Source organism: Winogradskyella aurantia (assembly GCF_002266855.1).
GTDB lineage: Bacteria > Bacteroidota > Bacteroidia > Flavobacteriales > Flavobacteriaceae > Winogradskyella > Winogradskyella aurantia.
This window is the reverse complement of sequence record NZ_NGJN01000009.1, coordinates 1-15,789: the sequence shown is the minus strand read 5'-3', so window position 1 is coordinate 15,789 and position 15,789 is coordinate 1. Positions and strand designations below refer to the sequence as shown.

The 15,789-nt window shown below is 36.8% G+C and carries 14 protein-coding genes; 7 read left to right on the top strand and 7 right to left on the bottom strand.

The genetic code is table 11. The features are described 5' to 3' along the window. The first annotated feature begins 112 nt into the window (after positions 1-112). The 7 genes from CA834_RS13980 (at position 113) to miaA (ending at position 7,220) form a co-directional block, all read left to right on the top strand. Positions 113-1,072, top strand: a complete 960-nt coding sequence (locus CA834_RS13980; protein WP_094969343.1) for a Gfo/Idh/MocA family protein — start codon at positions 113-115, stop codon at positions 1,070-1,072. An 88-nt stretch (positions 1,073-1,160) separates the two neighbouring features. After that, positions 1,161-2,051 carry a 3-hydroxyacyl-CoA dehydrogenase family protein gene (locus CA834_RS13975; protein ID WP_094969342.1) on the top strand — a complete coding sequence of 297 codons (891 nt, stop codon included), beginning with the start codon at positions 1,161-1,163 and terminating at the stop codon, positions 2,049-2,051. 37 nt (positions 2,052-2,088) lie between these two features. Then, positions 2,089-3,327 carry a DUF1015 domain-containing protein gene (locus CA834_RS13970; protein ID WP_094969341.1) on the top strand — a complete coding sequence of 413 codons (1,239 nt, stop codon included), beginning with the start codon at positions 2,089-2,091 and terminating at the stop codon, positions 3,325-3,327. Next, a complete protein-coding gene (locus CA834_RS13965; protein ID WP_094969340.1) occupies positions 3,317-3,982 on the top strand; it encodes a YggS family pyridoxal phosphate-dependent enzyme in 666 nt (221 codons plus the stop codon). Before CA834_RS13970 ends, CA834_RS13965 begins: the two co-directional genes overlap by 11 nt. Positions 3,983-4,055: 73 nt before the next feature. Continuing rightward, complete coding sequence (locus tag CA834_RS13960) at positions 4,056-5,423, top strand: exonuclease domain-containing protein (protein WP_094969339.1); 1,368 nt, start codon at positions 4,056-4,058, stop codon at positions 5,421-5,423. A 23-nt stretch (positions 5,424-5,446) separates the two neighbouring features. Further along, the gene (locus CA834_RS13955) at positions 5,447-6,322 is read left to right on the top strand and encodes an ion transporter (RefSeq protein ID WP_206186884.1); all 876 of its coding nucleotides are present in this window, start codon (positions 5,447-5,449) and stop codon (positions 6,320-6,322) included. After that, positions 6,315-7,220 (top strand): tRNA (adenosine(37)-N6)-dimethylallyltransferase MiaA, encoded by a 906-nt coding sequence (gene miaA, locus CA834_RS13950; protein ID WP_094969337.1) that lies wholly within the window; start codon positions 6,315-6,317, stop codon positions 7,218-7,220. The genes CA834_RS13955 and miaA overlap by 8 nt, the downstream gene beginning before the upstream one ends. 36 nt (positions 7,221-7,256) lie before the next feature. On the opposite strand, the gene CA834_RS13945 is transcribed toward miaA, so the two are convergent. From CA834_RS13945 to CA834_RS13915, 7 genes are all read right to left on the bottom strand, one after another. Continuing rightward, on the bottom strand, positions 7,257-7,973 hold the full coding sequence (locus CA834_RS13945) for a response regulator transcription factor (protein ID WP_094969336.1): 717 nt from the start codon (positions 7,971-7,973) through the stop codon (positions 7,257-7,259). Positions 7,974-7,982: 9 nt separating this feature from the next. Next, positions 7,983-9,554, bottom strand: a complete 1,572-nt coding sequence (locus tag CA834_RS13940) for a sensor histidine kinase (RefSeq protein WP_165764805.1) — start codon at positions 9,552-9,554, stop codon at positions 7,983-7,985. 62 nt (positions 9,555-9,616) lie between these two features. Next, a complete protein-coding gene (gene coaE, locus CA834_RS13935; RefSeq protein WP_094969335.1) occupies positions 9,617-10,216 on the bottom strand; it encodes a dephospho-CoA kinase in 600 nt (199 codons plus the stop codon). A gap of 31 nt (positions 10,217-10,247) precedes the next feature. Then, complete coding sequence (locus CA834_RS13930; RefSeq protein WP_094969334.1) at positions 10,248-11,198, bottom strand: YbbR-like domain-containing protein; 951 nt, start codon at positions 11,196-11,198, stop codon at positions 10,248-10,250. Continuing rightward, a complete protein-coding gene (locus tag CA834_RS13925) occupies positions 11,195-12,205 on the bottom strand; it encodes a glycosyltransferase (protein WP_094969333.1) in 1,011 nt (336 codons plus the stop codon). The genes CA834_RS13930 and CA834_RS13925 overlap by 4 nt, the downstream gene beginning before the upstream one ends. Positions 12,206-12,280: 75 nt before the next feature. Beyond that, a complete protein-coding gene (locus tag CA834_RS13920; protein ID WP_094969332.1) occupies positions 12,281-14,017 on the bottom strand; it encodes an FG-GAP-like repeat-containing protein in 1,737 nt (578 codons plus the stop codon). 89 nt (positions 14,018-14,106) lie between these two features. Then, the coding region (locus CA834_RS13915; RefSeq protein ID WP_133085508.1) for a T9SS type A sorting domain-containing protein at positions 14,107-15,789 on the bottom strand (1,683 nt) is incomplete at its 5' end.

Sequence of the window (15,789 nt, the reverse complement as noted above, 5' to 3'; positions counted from 1 at the left end):
AAGTTCAAAGCCAGAAATTAAACTTTAGGTAATTATTAAATCCTTAGTATTTTATAGTTTCTTTTTCAAATTTTAAAGGCAAAACAATTATTTTTGTTAAAAATTCAACACTATGCTTAAAGCTGGAGTTCTAGGTGCTGGTCACCTCGGTAAAATTCATCTAAGGTTACTTAAAGAGTCCAATAAATTTGAGCTTATAGGGTTCTACGATGCAGATGCGAAAAATGCAAAAGCTGTTGAAACGGAGTTTGGCTATAAATACTTTAATAATATTGATGCATTAATTGATGCTGTTGATGTGGTGGACATAGTTACACCAACACTCTCGCATTACGAATGTGCCAAACAAGCTATAAAAAAAGGTAAACATATTTTTATTGAAAAGCCTATCACCAACACAGTTGAGGAGGCAGAGACCATCCGAACGTTAGTTGCTGAACACGGCGTTAAAGGCCAAGTAGGTCATGTAGAGCGATTTAATCCAGCCTTTACAGCTGTAAAGGATAAGATTGATAACCCTATGTTTATAGAAACCCATCGCCTGGCTGAGTTTAACCCCAGAGGAACAGATGTACCCGTGGTACTAGATTTAATGATTCATGATATTGACATTATATTGAGCGTCGTTAATTCACCGGTAAAGCATATTTCCGCAAGTGGTGTGTCAGTGGTTAGTGAAACACCCGATATCGCAAATGCTAGAATTGAGTTTAAAAACGGTTGTGTTGCAAATCTTACAGCGAGTAGAATTTCACTAAAAAATATGCGTAAGACAAGGTTCTTTCAAAAAGACGCTTACATTTCAGTAGATTTTCTAGAAAAGAAATGTGAGGTGGTTAAAATGAAAGATGCACCTGAACATCCTGGCGATTTTGATATGATTCTTCAAAATGCTGAAGGTGTTAAAAAACAGATATATTTTGATAATCCAGAGGTTGAGGGCAATAACGCCATTCTTGATGAATTAGAAACATTCGCAGAGGCCATCAATAACGATTCAAAGCCCATAGTAACACTCCACGATGGTACGGAAGCCTTGCGTGTTGCTACCATGATTATCAACCAATTTTGATTCCTTGGGGTTGTAGGAGTTTAATTAGATGAACAATACTATTAATTAAGGAATTTCCGCATAGGTGGGGATTCAAAATAAATTATAAATGAAAAATATAGCAGTAATTGGAGCAGGTACAATGGGTAATGGTATAGCCCATACCTTTGCACAAAACGGATTTAAAGTTCAACTTATAGATATTAGTGAAGCTTCTTTAAAAAGAGGAGTGGAAACCATCTCAAAGAACTTGGACCGTATGGTTGCCAAGGAAAAAATTACAGAAGCCGATAAAGCGGCCACCTTAGAAAACATTACCTTATATACAGACATCACAGAAGGTGTTGAATATGCTAGTTTAGTAGTTGAAGCAGCTACCGAAAATGTAGATCTGAAACTTAATATCTTTAAACAGCTTGACGAAGCTTGCAGTGAGGACACTATCTTGGCCACAAACACCTCCTCTATTTCAATTACCCAAATTGCAGCAGTAACCTCAAGACCAGAACAGGTCATAGGAATGCATTTTATGAATCCGGTTCCTATTATGAAATTGGTAGAAATTATAAGGGGTTACAATACTAGCGACGAAGTAACAAACACCATTATGGACCTGTCTAAGACTCTTGGTAAAGTGCCCACAGAAGTTAACGACTATCCAGGGTTTGTTGCCAACCGCATTTTAATGCCTATGATAAATGAGTCCATTGAAACACTTTACAACGGCGTAGCTGGCGTTTCAGAAATCGACACGGTGATGAAACTAGGTATGGCCCATCCTATGGGCCCTCTGCAATTAGCTGATTTTATAGGATTGGATGTTTGTTTATCTATCCTCAATGTTATGTATGACGGTTTTAAAAATCCAAAATACGCCCCTTGTCCATTACTAGTTAATATGGTAAGAGCTGGCAAATTAGGTGTAAAATCTGGAGAAGGCTTTTATGATTATTCTGAAAGCAAGAAGGCTGAAAACGTTGCTGGCCAGTTTCTGAAATAATTGCAAAAAACCCTAAAAGACTACTTAAAAACATTTCATGGTTAAAGTCATTCCCTTTAAAGCTGTTAGACCTACAAGAGCAATCGTAGGTCTCGTAGCGGCACGTCCCTATGAAAGCTACACGGTTGATGAACGGGAATCTCGTATGGATTACAATCCGTACAGCTTTCTTCATATCGTGAATCCGGGTTATAAGTACGATCAGGTCATCACTGGTGAAGAACGCTACAGACTTGTGAGGAACAGGTACATGGAATTTAAGGAGGATGGCATATTCATCCAAGATAAGACCCCTTCATTTTACGCGTATAAAATTGTAAACAGACACGGACAGATTTTTAACGGTATTATAGCAGCAACTAGTGCAGAAGACTATGAGAATGATATTATAAAAAAGCATGAAGACACCTTAGCTCAACGCGAAGAAATATTTAAATCATACCTCCAAACCGTGGGCTTTAATGCGGAGCCAGTTCTGCTCACCTATCCCGATAACGATGTCATTGCAAAAATCATTCAAGAGGCACAAAAAGGCTATGCCGAATTTGAATTTACAATGACTTACAGAGATACCCATTATCTATGGAAAATCGATGATAAAGAGACTATTACCACCATCCAAAACGAATTTAAAAAAATGGGGACCGTTTATATCGCAGATGGTCACCATAGGTCATCTTCATCGTATTTGCTGTACAAAGATGAAAAGGATAAAAATCCCAATCACACTGGTGAAGAGTCTTACAACTTTTTTATGTCCTACCTTATCCCAGAGTCTGATTTAGTTATACATGAATTTAGCCGTTTAATTAAAGACTTGAATGGTCTGACCAAAGAAGAATTTCTCATTAAATTAGACGGCATATATAGAATAGAGAACAGAGGGATGATGCCCTACCACCCATCTAAGCAGCACCACTTCAGTATGTATTTAGATGGTGAATTCTATTCCTTATATTTAAGAAAATCACTCTATAAATTCAACACAGCACTTGATGAACTAGATGCTCAATTATTGTATAAAACCGTTCTTCAACCCATTTTAGGAATTAATGACTTACGGAATGACAATAGGATTTCCTACGTTAACGGCAGACATGAAATCGTTACCATAAAATCTAGTGTAGATAGCGGCGAATTTAAGGTTGGTTTTGGAATGATACCGGCCACTGTAGAGCAAATAAAACATATAGCAGACGAAGGGTTAAAAATGCCTCCAAAAAGTACCTATATTTTACCAAAACTAAGAAGTGGAATCACCATCTATGAGTATTAAAAAAAACTTACAACAAATTAAATCAGAACTACCAAAACATGTCACTTTAGTTGCGGTATCCAAAACCAAACCTATTAGTGACCTAATGGAGGCCTATAGCTCAGGTCAACGCATTTTTGGTGAAAACAAAATCCAAGAGATGGTTGAGAAATATGAGCAAATGCCTAAAGATATCCAATGGCATATGATTGGTCATGTGCAGCGAAATAAGGTAAAATACATGGCTGAGTTTGTCAATCTTATCCATGGTGTGGATAGTTTGAAACTGCTCAAGGAAATCAATAAACAAGCGTCTAAACACCAAAGGACCATTGAATGCCTACTTCAAATTAAAATAGCAGAAGAAGACAGTAAGTTCGGCATGTCTGCGAAAGACGCAGAAGCCTTATTAAAATCTGAATCCCTAAAGCAGCTGTCCAACATAAAAATTGTTGGGCTCATGGGTATGGCCACCTTTACAGACGACCAGACCCAAATTAAAAGTGAATTTGACTTTTTGAAATCAACTTTTAATAAATTAAAAACCTTTCAAACAGAGAACTGTGATCTTCAAATTATTTCAATGGGAATGAGTGGTGATTATCCATTGGCCATTGATTGTGGCAGCACTATGATAAGAGTTGGAAGCAATATTTTTGGAGCAAGAGATTATTAGTAATTTCATTTCTAAGTCTATTTAGACTTTATTAATTTCGTAAACTTGAATAGCTCAATTTAATCCTCGAATTATTTACGCAATATTAGACATAGAAACCACTGGTGGAAAGTACAATGAAGAAGGTATCACCGAAATTGCCATATATCAATTTGATGGTCATAAGGTGACCGATCAGTTTATCTCCCTCGTCAACCCAGAGCGCGATATCCAGCCTTTTGTAGTTAACCTTACTGGTATTAACTCTAACATGCTTAGAAATGCGCCCAAATTTTATGAAGTAGCCAAGCGCATTGTTGAGATTACTGAAAATTGTATCCTAGTGGCTCATAATGCCGATTTTGATTACCGCATCCTGAAAACAGAATTTAATCGATTAGGGTTTCCCTTCAAACGAAAGACACTGTGCACTGTGGAATTAGCTCAAAAGTTAATCCCAGAAATGGAATCATACAGTTTAGGAAAATTGGCAAGAGCCTTGGGAATAGCTGTAAGTGATAGGCACAGAGCTAATGGTGACGCTTTGGCTACTATAAAATTATTTAAGATGCTCTTAAATAAAGATGTCGGTAAGTCCATTATTAAAGACGCTGTTAAAATTGAAAAAAAATCAAAACTTGCCTCCAATCTTAAAAATATAATTGAAGAACTCCCTAGCGATACTGGTGTTTATTACATTCATAATGATGACGGTGATATTATCTATATTGGAAAAAGCAACAATATAAAAAAGCGGGTCACTCAACATTTTACCAATTCCAACTCTAAATCAAAAAAAATTCAAGCTTTAGTTTCATCCGTCTCCTATGAAAAAACCGGCAGCGAACTGGTAGCGCTGTTAAAAGAGAGTGAAGAGATAAAAAGCAACAAACCCATTCTCAATAGAGCCCTAAAACAAAATAAATTCACGCAAGGTCTATATTGTTATAAAGACAGTAACGGCTATATTAACCTTAGGGTAAATCATCTTAAAAAAACGGAGAAACCCATAACTACATTCGCCAATAGACAAAGTGGTATATCATTCATGAATAGAGTGATTGAAGACTACGAGCTATGCCCTAAGTTATGTGGTCTACAAAAATCAAAATCCAGTTGTTTTAATTACGATATTAAACATTGTTATGGAGCCTGTGTTTCTGAAGAAAGTACAGAGAAATACAATAAACGCGTCAATACTGTCATAAATATTAATTCTTACGACAATAAGGATATGGTACTTATTGATAGAGGCCGAGACATTGAAGAAAAAAGCGTAATATTAATTGAAGATGGTGTGTTTAGAGGTCTTGGTTATTTTGATTTAAACCATCAAATAAATAATAGATCAATATTAACCTCCCTCATTACTCCAATGGAGAATAATAGAGACACTCAACATATTATTCAAAGTTATATGCGCAGAAATAAACGATTGAAAGTCATTGAATTAAACAATTAGTATATCTTTCGTAGATTTGAATGATGGAATCAAATAACAAACATAACTGGAAAACGAAGCTTCACGAAGTTATTTATGAAGCAGACACCCCTGCTGGAAAGTTATTTGACGTTATACTGCTCATTGCAATTCTTGCTAGTATTGTCTTGGTTATGCTAGAGAGCATAAATAGTTTTGACAATAAGCATCACACATTCTTAAATATAGCTGAATGGGTAATAACCATTTTATTTTCTCTGGAGTACGTCGCTAGAGTCATTTCAGTTAAAAAGCCTTTTAAATATATTTTCAGTTTTTACGGTGTCATAGATTTACTTTCCACCATACCAAAATACATATCCCTATTAATGGCTGGCACTCATGCCTTGGTAGCCTTAAGAGCCTTGAGACTTTTAAGGGTCTTTAGAATTCTTAAATTGGCTAGATACCTGGGCGCATCCAATCAATTGGCGGCTGCAATTAAGGCAAGCAGAGCTAAAATTGCCGTTTTTTTATTCGCTGTTATTATCGCTGCTGTTATTTTTGGCACCATCATGTATCTCGTTGAAGGTGAGAAAAATGGCTTTACGAATATCCCTAAAAGTGTGTATTGGTGCATCGTAACTCTTACCACCGTTGGATTTGGAGATATTGCTCCAGTAACACCTCTAGGACAATTTATCGCCACGGTAATTATGATTTTAGGTTATGGTATTATAGCCGTACCAACCGGTATCGTTTCTGCAGAATACACCAAAGCAAGTGGAAGTGATTCAGGTAAACTATCAGACGAAGAAGTAGTGCAACTGGAATCGGTACAACTCAATACCCAATGCTGTGTTAATTGCTTAACGGAGCAACATCAAGACGGTGCTGAGTACTGTTATAAATGTGGGTCTCCCCTTCATCATAATGCCTAAATTAATTACCATTGTTGGTCCTACAGCTATTGGCAAAACAGCTTTGAGCATCAAACTGGCACGTTATTTTAAATGTGAAATTATATCTTCAGATTCGCGTCAGTTTTACCAGGAAATGTGCATAGGCACTGCTGTGCCTTCCGACGAAGAATTAAAGACCGTACCTCACCATTTCATTCAACACAAGTCCATTCATGAAAATTATAATGTTGGTGATTTTGAAAGTGATGCTATTTCAAAACTAGAAGAGTTACATAAGCACAATCCATATGCTGTTATGGTTGGCGGTTCTGGACTTTATGTAAAAGCCATTCTTGAAGGTCTTGACTATTTTCCTAAAGTAGAAAACATCTTTAGATATGAGCTAAATAAAAGATTGAAAAGTGAAGGGCTATCTGTATTACAAGAACAACTCAAGGGTTTAGACCCTGTAGCTTACAATACCATAGCAATTGATAATCCCCAGCGCGTAATCAGAGCTCTTGAAATTTGCCTGGGAACAGGTAAACCTTATTCGACTTTTTTGACAAATTCAAGTAAAAAAAGAAATTTTGAACCCATAATTATCGGTTTAGTGGCAGAGCGCTCCATGCTTTACGAGCGAATTAATAAACGTGTTGACCTCATGGTGTCTGAAGGCTTGGTGGATGAGGCAAGGCGCCTATTACCATTTAAAAATGTCAATGCACTCAATACTGTAGGCTACAAGGAACTATTCGCTTACTTTGATGGGCATACTACATTAGATTTTGCCATCTCTGAAATAAAAAAAAATAGCAGGCGATTTGCTAAACGACAATTGACTTGGTTCAGAAAAAACAAAAATATCACCTGGTTCGATTTCAAAACACAGCCCGACGATATTATTCGTTTTATAGAAAATAAAAAATCCAGCTAATTCCTAGCTGGATTTAATATTACAATATCCTAAAACCTATGAATTATCATTATTGTTTATGACCAATCTAAAGCCCTCACCGTGAATGTTTAATATTTCAACATTTGGATCTGGTTTTAAATATTTTCTAAGTTTGGCAATATAAACATCCATACTTCGGGATGTAAAATAATTATCGTCTCTCCATATTTTGGTTAAGGCAAGTTCCCTAGGCATAAGATCATTTTCATGTAGTGCCAGTAGACGCAATAGCTCATTTTCCTTAGGTGACAGTTTTGTAGGTTCTCCACCATCAAACTTGAGGAATCTCAATTTTGAGTTTAAGTCAAACCGTCCAATTTTAAATTCAAATTGCTTACTGTCAGCAACTGTATCTGTAGCTTTACGCTGCATTATCGCCTTGATTTTCATCAGTAAAACCTCACTATCAAAAGGTTTATTAAGATAATCGTCAGCACCTACCTTATATCCCTTTAATACATCTTCCTTCATGGCCTTTGCCGTAAGGAAAATAATAGGTACATCTGTATTTTTTTCACGAATTTCCTTTGCTAATGTAAAACCATCTTTATATGGCATCATTACATCTAAAATACACAAATCGAAATCGTCCTTTTTGAACTTTTCAAAACCTTCCATTCCGTTTTTGGCATGGACGACATCGTAATCGTTCATCATTAAATAATCCTTTAAAACTGTTCCAAAATTTGGATCGTCTTCAACCAAAAGAATTTTCTTGTTTTGTTCTTCCATGATTCGCTTTTATGATATTAATGGTAGCCTTATTATGAAGGTACTACCCTTTCCTTTTTCACTTTCTACTGTTATATAACCTTGATGGTCATCTACTATACGTTTTACATATGCCAGACCTAAACCATGTCCTTTTACATTATGTACGTTACCAGTGTGCTCCCTATAAAATTTTTCGAACACACGTTTCGCTACTTGCTTGGACATACCATTTCCTTGATCTGCTATCTTTAATATAATGTTATTTCCTATATTTTCAGTATAAATATCAATTTTTGGTGCATCGTCTGAATATTTAACCGCATTGTCCAATATATTTACGATAACATTGGTAAAATGTGACTCATTGGCCAAAACTGATGATTTAGCAGCATTCAAATGTGTCTTCACGTAGCCCTTTCTATCTTCAACAATCAACTCTATATGGGTTACCGCATCCTCTATTAAGTCGTGCAGTTTTAGTCGTTCCTTACTAATATTAAGCTCATTTTTTTCAAGTTTAGAAATACGCAATACATTTTCTACTTGAGCGTGCATACGCTTATTCTCGTCCTTAATCATCTTCAAATAGCGCATAACCTTATCTTTATCATCTATGATTTTAGGATTTCGTATGGAATCTAAGGCCAAATTGATTGTGGCAATTGGTGTTTTAAATTCGTGCGTCATATTATTAATAAAATCCGTTTTAATTTGAGATATTTGCCGTTGTTTTATCAATTGATAAATAGCACTGGAATATGCTAAAATTATGATTCCCGTAAATAAAACCGACAACAATATCATCCAAAGTATCGAAGATAGCAAGTACTTTTTACGTTCAGGAAAATCTACATAAAGCCGGTAGTTACTCTCATCATTATTATCCAAGAACACTTTGATTCCTATAGTGCTCTCTGGATTTTTCTTAAAATCTATAGTTTTTACGGCTGTTGCTAAATCGTCATCGTAAATGGCAAACTCAAAATCTAAATTAACCCCCTCGCTTTCTAGTTCTCTTTCTAAAAGGGCCTTAACCTGTTCTGTGGTTACCCTTTTATAAATTGGGATACGCTTTAGAAGATCTTTAAATGACTCTTCGTAAGATTGCTTATCAATTTTTGAGAGCGACGATATCTCAACTAGTGTCTGCTTAGGTTCTACAGAAGACCCTATTTCACTACCAGAACTACTAAATACTTGGGTGACACGTTCACTCGAACGCTGGCTCACATCAATACTGTCTGCATCAATTTCAAAGAACAGGGATGGCACTCTAAAGCGCTCTTCTAAAACGGTATTACGATGTACAATGGTTTCATCGTTAATATCGTCTTCTGCAGTAATGTAAAGTCTCTTTATTATGGTAGAATCAGGCTCTTTCTTCTGGTTAACCCATGGCCTAATCATACTTATGTACTTGCGTAACTCAAAATCTTCTATATCCCTAGAGACAAAACTTAAGGCACGCTTTACACTTAAGTTAAAATTTTGCTCTTCATTTTTTAAGCTATTATTGATAAAAAATGACTGAACAAAGATAATACCGATGAGAGACAAACTCATTAACACTACCAGTAAGACGAATAGCTTCTTGCCCATCATTCAAATTTAACATTTTAACATTTAGCAGAAATTAGGTTTAACCTTACCTTAACAAAAGATTATCGCAACTCTTGAGCTATTTTTTTTAAGATACAATTGTGAATGTTTAACACTTGCTTCTTAGCATCTCTAAGATTATTGTTCTCGATAACAAAATCTGAACGTTGAATTTTTTCTTCATCGGAAAGCTGATTTTTTATTATTGCCTTCACGCGCTCCTCGGTAGAACCATCGCGTTGCATCACACGCTTAATTCTATTTTTTTCTTCAGCTACAACTGTGATTATTAAATCGTACTGCGATTGGAGTTGGTTTTCAAAAATAACAGCCGCTTCTTTAATCACGTATGGCCCTTCCTGTTTTTTTAGCCACTGTCGAAAATGTGATGCGACTTTGGGATGCACGATAGCATTCATTTTTGATAGTAAGGATTTATTATTGAATATGCACTGGGCAATAAAAGATCTGTTTAACTGTCCATCAATATAGGCTTGCTTCCCAAAAAGTTGAATTAATTTACGTTTAATAACCTTGGACCGATTCATTAAGGCCTTGGCTTCTTTATCAGCGATATAAACAGGTATGCCTAAATCTCTGAAAAAATGGGCTATGGTCGTCTTGCCACTGCCAATACCGCCGGTTAGTCCTATAATTTTCATGTCTTAAAATAATGATTTAAAACCACATCTTCTATAACCTAATAAAGTCAATACGTTTAGGTTTGATATTAGTTCGCTTTACAAAACTAGGTGCCTTGGCTATTTTCGGAATTAAAAAAGTGCTGTTTTCGCTAGGCTCTGGAAATTCACACTCCACAATAAAATCAGCGCTAGATACCGATTTGAAGCGTTCTAAATCCACATAAAAAGATACCGTAACGGTTTTAGGAAAATAGTTGATTTTTAGATTCTCAGGTTTATTGGTAATAATAATGGGAACCTCAAAAGTACCCTCCGTAAATCGACTAACCTTACCTTTTAGTTCAATTGATTTTGGAAATACTTCCACATCGTTGTAACCCGTTAAATCAACTTCAATAACTTTTTCAATATCGCTTTTTATATTAGAAAGTTCAAGTTCTTTAGTATTTAAGTGTGTTATACTGTCTATAGCATCAAAAGGACCTACAATTTTTATGCTATCAGTACTTAAGGAAAAGTTGTCTCTTAAATCATAGCCTATGGCATAGTCAATGTCCGATTTCAAGTAGAGCGGTACGTTTTTAACGGCCATTTTAGAATAGGGTAAAATTAGGGTGTCTGGTTTTAAGGAGAGAATTTTGTAAGATTTTCCTATCTTTTTTTCAAGTAGAAACCGTTGCTTCTGTACATCAAAAACAAATGCGTGGTCTGAAGTATTGACATCTGATTCAGCATCGAACTCTACTTCTAATTTATCTTTAAATAAAAAAGGGACCAATGCAAAACCTTTGGCTTCAACATAAGCCGAAACTTCGTTTACAGCACTATTTTTAATTACGATTTCATCATCAAGGTTAGATAATTTTATCTCGATAGCAATATTTTGTTTATAATCATTTGAGAGTTTCGCAAAAATTAAAACTACAAAGGTCAACATGAAAAATAAAATGAATTGCTTAAACGCCTTTTTCTTGAAATATTTAGTTAATCGACTTTTCATAACTGGTTAAAAAACAATTGTGGAAACTCTTTCTCCGGGTCTTTTTTTAAAACCCCAATTTGTAGTGTTGATTTTAAAAATCCATAGCCATAGCCAAAAAACTGAATGGTAATAGCTACCATAGACTGCAACCCAACACTAATACTTTGGGCTGATACAGTGGCCAAAACAAAAACTAGTACGTAGTAAAAACCATAGCATGCCATAGGCCAAAACACAGAAAAAAACAAAAGAGCTAAAGCCAGACATAGTCCTATGGAAAATAAGGTGGGTAAGTAATATAACACTTTTTTAGAGTCTGGATGCCAGATATTAAGAATAGGTCTAACTAAACCAAATTTATAAACCTGCTTATAAAATTTCATCCAGGATATTCTGCGTTTATGGTACACAAAGGCATCTTTAATGAGTGCAGTCTTATAGCCTAATTTTATTAAACGAAGTGATAAATCAGGATCTTCACCTGGATGGATTCTTCCAAATCCACCAGATTTCTGAAAAGCTTCCTTTGAAATCCCCATATTAAAACTGCGCGGTTGAAAATCCTCTAGCTGTTCATTTGCTCCTCTTATGCCACCAGTAGTTAGGAACGATGTCATTGCAAAATTAATCGCTTTTTGAAAAGTTGAAAAAGAAGGATGTGCAGCGTCAGGTCCACCAAAACAATGATAATAGCGTTCTTCTAAAAATGTTTTTACCGTAATTAAATAGCTTGAAGGCAAAATAACGTCAGAATCTAAAATGACATAGTAATTACCTTTGGCCCTTTGCATTCCAAAATTACGGGAATCCCCAGGTCCAGAATTTGTCTTGTAAAAATATGAGATGTTCAAGACAGTATTGAAATCACTTATAACTTTTTCAGAAGTGTCGGTGGAACCGTCCTCAACAATAACGATTTCAAAAGGCAAATCCCCTTCCAATTTCAAAAAACTTCCTAGAAGTTCCTTAATCTCGTTTGGACGGTTATAGACTGGTATTACAAATGAAAACTTCGGCTCATCCATAATTACAAAAGTAACTAAAGAAAACACAAAAGCCACCTATTAGCTGGCTTTTGAACTCCCAAAATCACATCGTCATTATTGCTTGATCACTCTTGCCATTTTATTTCCATTGGCAATAGTCACTTTTAAAAAATAAGTACCTCTCTGCAACGCGGATAAATCTAATTCAGTATGCGTTGTATTGGGTTCAGTATAAAATGCTATTTGTCCTAGTGTATTGTATAGTATTATATAGTCAATAGTGTTTTGAGCAGTTAACGTCAAGGTGTTTTTTACCGGGTTAGGAAAGAATTGAAAAGAATCATTACTTACTCCATTTACTGAAAGTGCGGAGCCTTCGGTTATAATAAGTTTTTGATTGGCCGTGACATTATTTATCACATCAACAATACCACTTGGCCATGTCACTTTAACATGGTCTATGACAGAGGAACTCCCGAGGCCAAAATGTTCAACCAATGAATTTTGAGATAGATAACCTTCACCACACATAACATGTCTAAATTGTTTATCACCATTAATAGAAATTTCAATTTTAGAAGCTATTCCATCAGCATTACTAACAATGCCTCTTAGTGCAATTGATATATAATTATTAGTGTTAAGGGCCATATTTTCCCATAAGGAAGGTATATTTTCTATATCGTTATTTACCAATAGCTCGAGGTTTCCGTCGTTATTATAATCACCTAAGGCGCAAGAATAGCTTCGGTAAACGTTAGTTGTAAAACCAACATCGTTAGCCGAATGAAAGGTTTCGTCACCTAAGTTCTCATAAAAAGCATAAGATGGATAACCATTGTCACCTGTATACTGTGTATTGATATATAAATCCAAATCGGTATCCTTATCGGCATCGAGAAAACTAGATCCCCATGAAAAACTATCCAAATTGGTTCCTGAGCTTGAAGAAATATTGGTGAAGGTTTCGTCTCCATTATTTTTAAACAAAACACTACCGGGAACCGGAGTGCTAACCCCTACAGGTGTATTGGTAAGGAAAATATCATAATAGCCATCAGCGTTAAAGTCATCTATAGTGACGGACATCGCATCCATGACTATATCAGTTCCTGAAGCGGTGCTAACATCACTGAATGTCCCGTCACCATTGTTCTTATAAAGATAGTTTGGCTTAAACTTGTCATTTGCCACGTATAGGTCTAACCAACCATCATTATTAAAATCAAAAAAACCTGAACAAAAACTAAGGGCTGGCAGATTAGCTAAACCTATAGCTTCGGTAACTTCTGAAAAAGTACCGTCACAATTATTCTTAAATAAATAATTAGTGATATTCGTTCCACCTATTCTATTAGATAAGTAAACATCTAAGCAGCCGTCGTTATCAATATCTCCCCATGAAGCACCATAGGTAAACAAATTCTCTAGAGGAAAACCGGCGATTACAGTTATGTCGGTTAGAACTCCATTTTGATTCTGGAATAACCTATTGCCATTGGTATCACTGGTAAGAAAAAAATCTTTATCTCCATCGTTATCAAAATCTACCCAGGTTACACTTCTAGTTCTATAATCAAAGCTTGAGGAAGTTGGAAGTAAAAATACTTCGGCAAACACAAAACCATCAAAATTCTTATAAAAGCGCACAGGTTCGCCATTACCGCTAGCCATAGTGATATCATCAAGTCCATCATCATCAAAATCTACAAAACTTACACCATAACCCCCAAAACCAGATGTCCCTGTATGGTTTGTGAGTCCCAGTAAATTGGCCCTGTCTTCAAAGTTAAGCTGTGCGTTAATCCCTTGAAGCAGCACTAACATCCAAAACAATAAAAAAAATCTCATAATAATGTATAAACAGTTAAGCTAAAGCTAATTAAAAATAAAAAAAAGCCACCAAATTGGTGGCTTTTTATGTCTGATTTTTAATAAAATTACTCTTTTATAACTCTAATGGTTTTAGTAATGTTAGCAATTGTCACCTTTACAAAATATGCACCCGCATCTAATCTAGACATGTCTAAATTACTAGTTACGTTATTTGGCAGAGTTCTTAGGACTTCTTGACCTAACATATTGAACATCACAACGGTCTCAATATTATTTTGAGCACCTAATGTTAACGTATTTTCAACCGGATTTGGATAGTAATTAAAGTTACCAAAGACACTATCGTCTATATCCAAAGCAGATGGCGACCATGCACAGATATTAAAATTACCTTCTACGATAACTCCACATTCCCATACACGCACTAATAACACATCTCCTGGAGTTAATCCTGTTAACTCAACCAATGAGAATGCACCAGGTCCTTCGTCATCACTACAGGCAACCTCAACTAATGCACCTGATGTCCCTGAGTAAACTTCCATAACCGTATCAGTGATTGAATCGATATCTGCAGCAGATGTTTGAATATTCAATTCACCAGTAGCGGGTACGGTAACACTGAACCAAACATCACTAGTTGGATCAATCGTACTACAAGACGCCTCATTATCATTTTCTATTGAATCTGTAGCTCCTACATTTGTACCTACAACCTCAGTCTCGCATAAGGTATCTCCCACTGGCAACATTATGGCACCAGCTATCTCATCATTATCTGGAGCCTCTACCGTACAGGTAAAACTAAAGGTGCCTACCGTAGAACTACAAGCTGTATCAGCAGCTACCAATTCTATGGTTACAGTATCCCCACTGTCATATGGCCCTACTGCTACCGTACCTGCAACCACAGGGTAGGTCGTCGTACCGTCATCGAAAACACTTCCCGCATCGCCTCCGTCGGATACCACGATGTCTACCGTAAAGGTGCCCGTACCATCTGGATTACAGCTGTCCAGTACCGTAGAACTGTCTATGACCGGTGGCACACAGGCCGGTGGGTCCACACAGCTCACGGCCAAATCAAAATCCCCGTCACTGGAACTGAAACCTTCTACCATGATGTAATAGGTTGAGGTACCATCTGAAACGAAGGTCGTTTCTGATTGCGTCCCACAGAAATCATCATTGGATACTACTTCGGTACCGCCACAGGCATCAAATACCCTAATGACCGTATCAAAAGAAGAGCCGCATAGGCTGGCCGTGATTTCCTGACCTGCCAAAGTGCCGGCCAGTTCGTACCAGACGTCGTTGGAGGCATTCTCTCCACTGTCTGTAGCAAAGGCCGTTGAACCTGACACCGCATCGCCACAGGCTATCGGCTCGGCATCTACGCACTCGTCGTTCGCCGGTGCCGGCTGAGGATCTACACAGGTAACCGCTAAATCAAAATCACCACTGGCTGACCCGAAACCTTCTACCATGATGTAATAGGTCGAGGTACCGTCCGAAACAAAGGTCGTCTGTGATGCTGAAGAACCACAATTTGCAAAATCGTCGTCATTCGACGCTACCTGTGTTCCACCACAAGCATCGAACACCCTGATGAACGTATCGAAGGACGAGCCACAGAGGCTGGCCGTAATCTCCTGGCCTACCGTGGTACCGGCCAGTTCGTACCAGACGTCATTGGATGCGTTATCACCGCTGTCCGTCGCATTTGCCGTCGATCCTGAAACCGTATCGCCACAGGCTATCGGCTCGGCATCTACGCACTCGTCGTT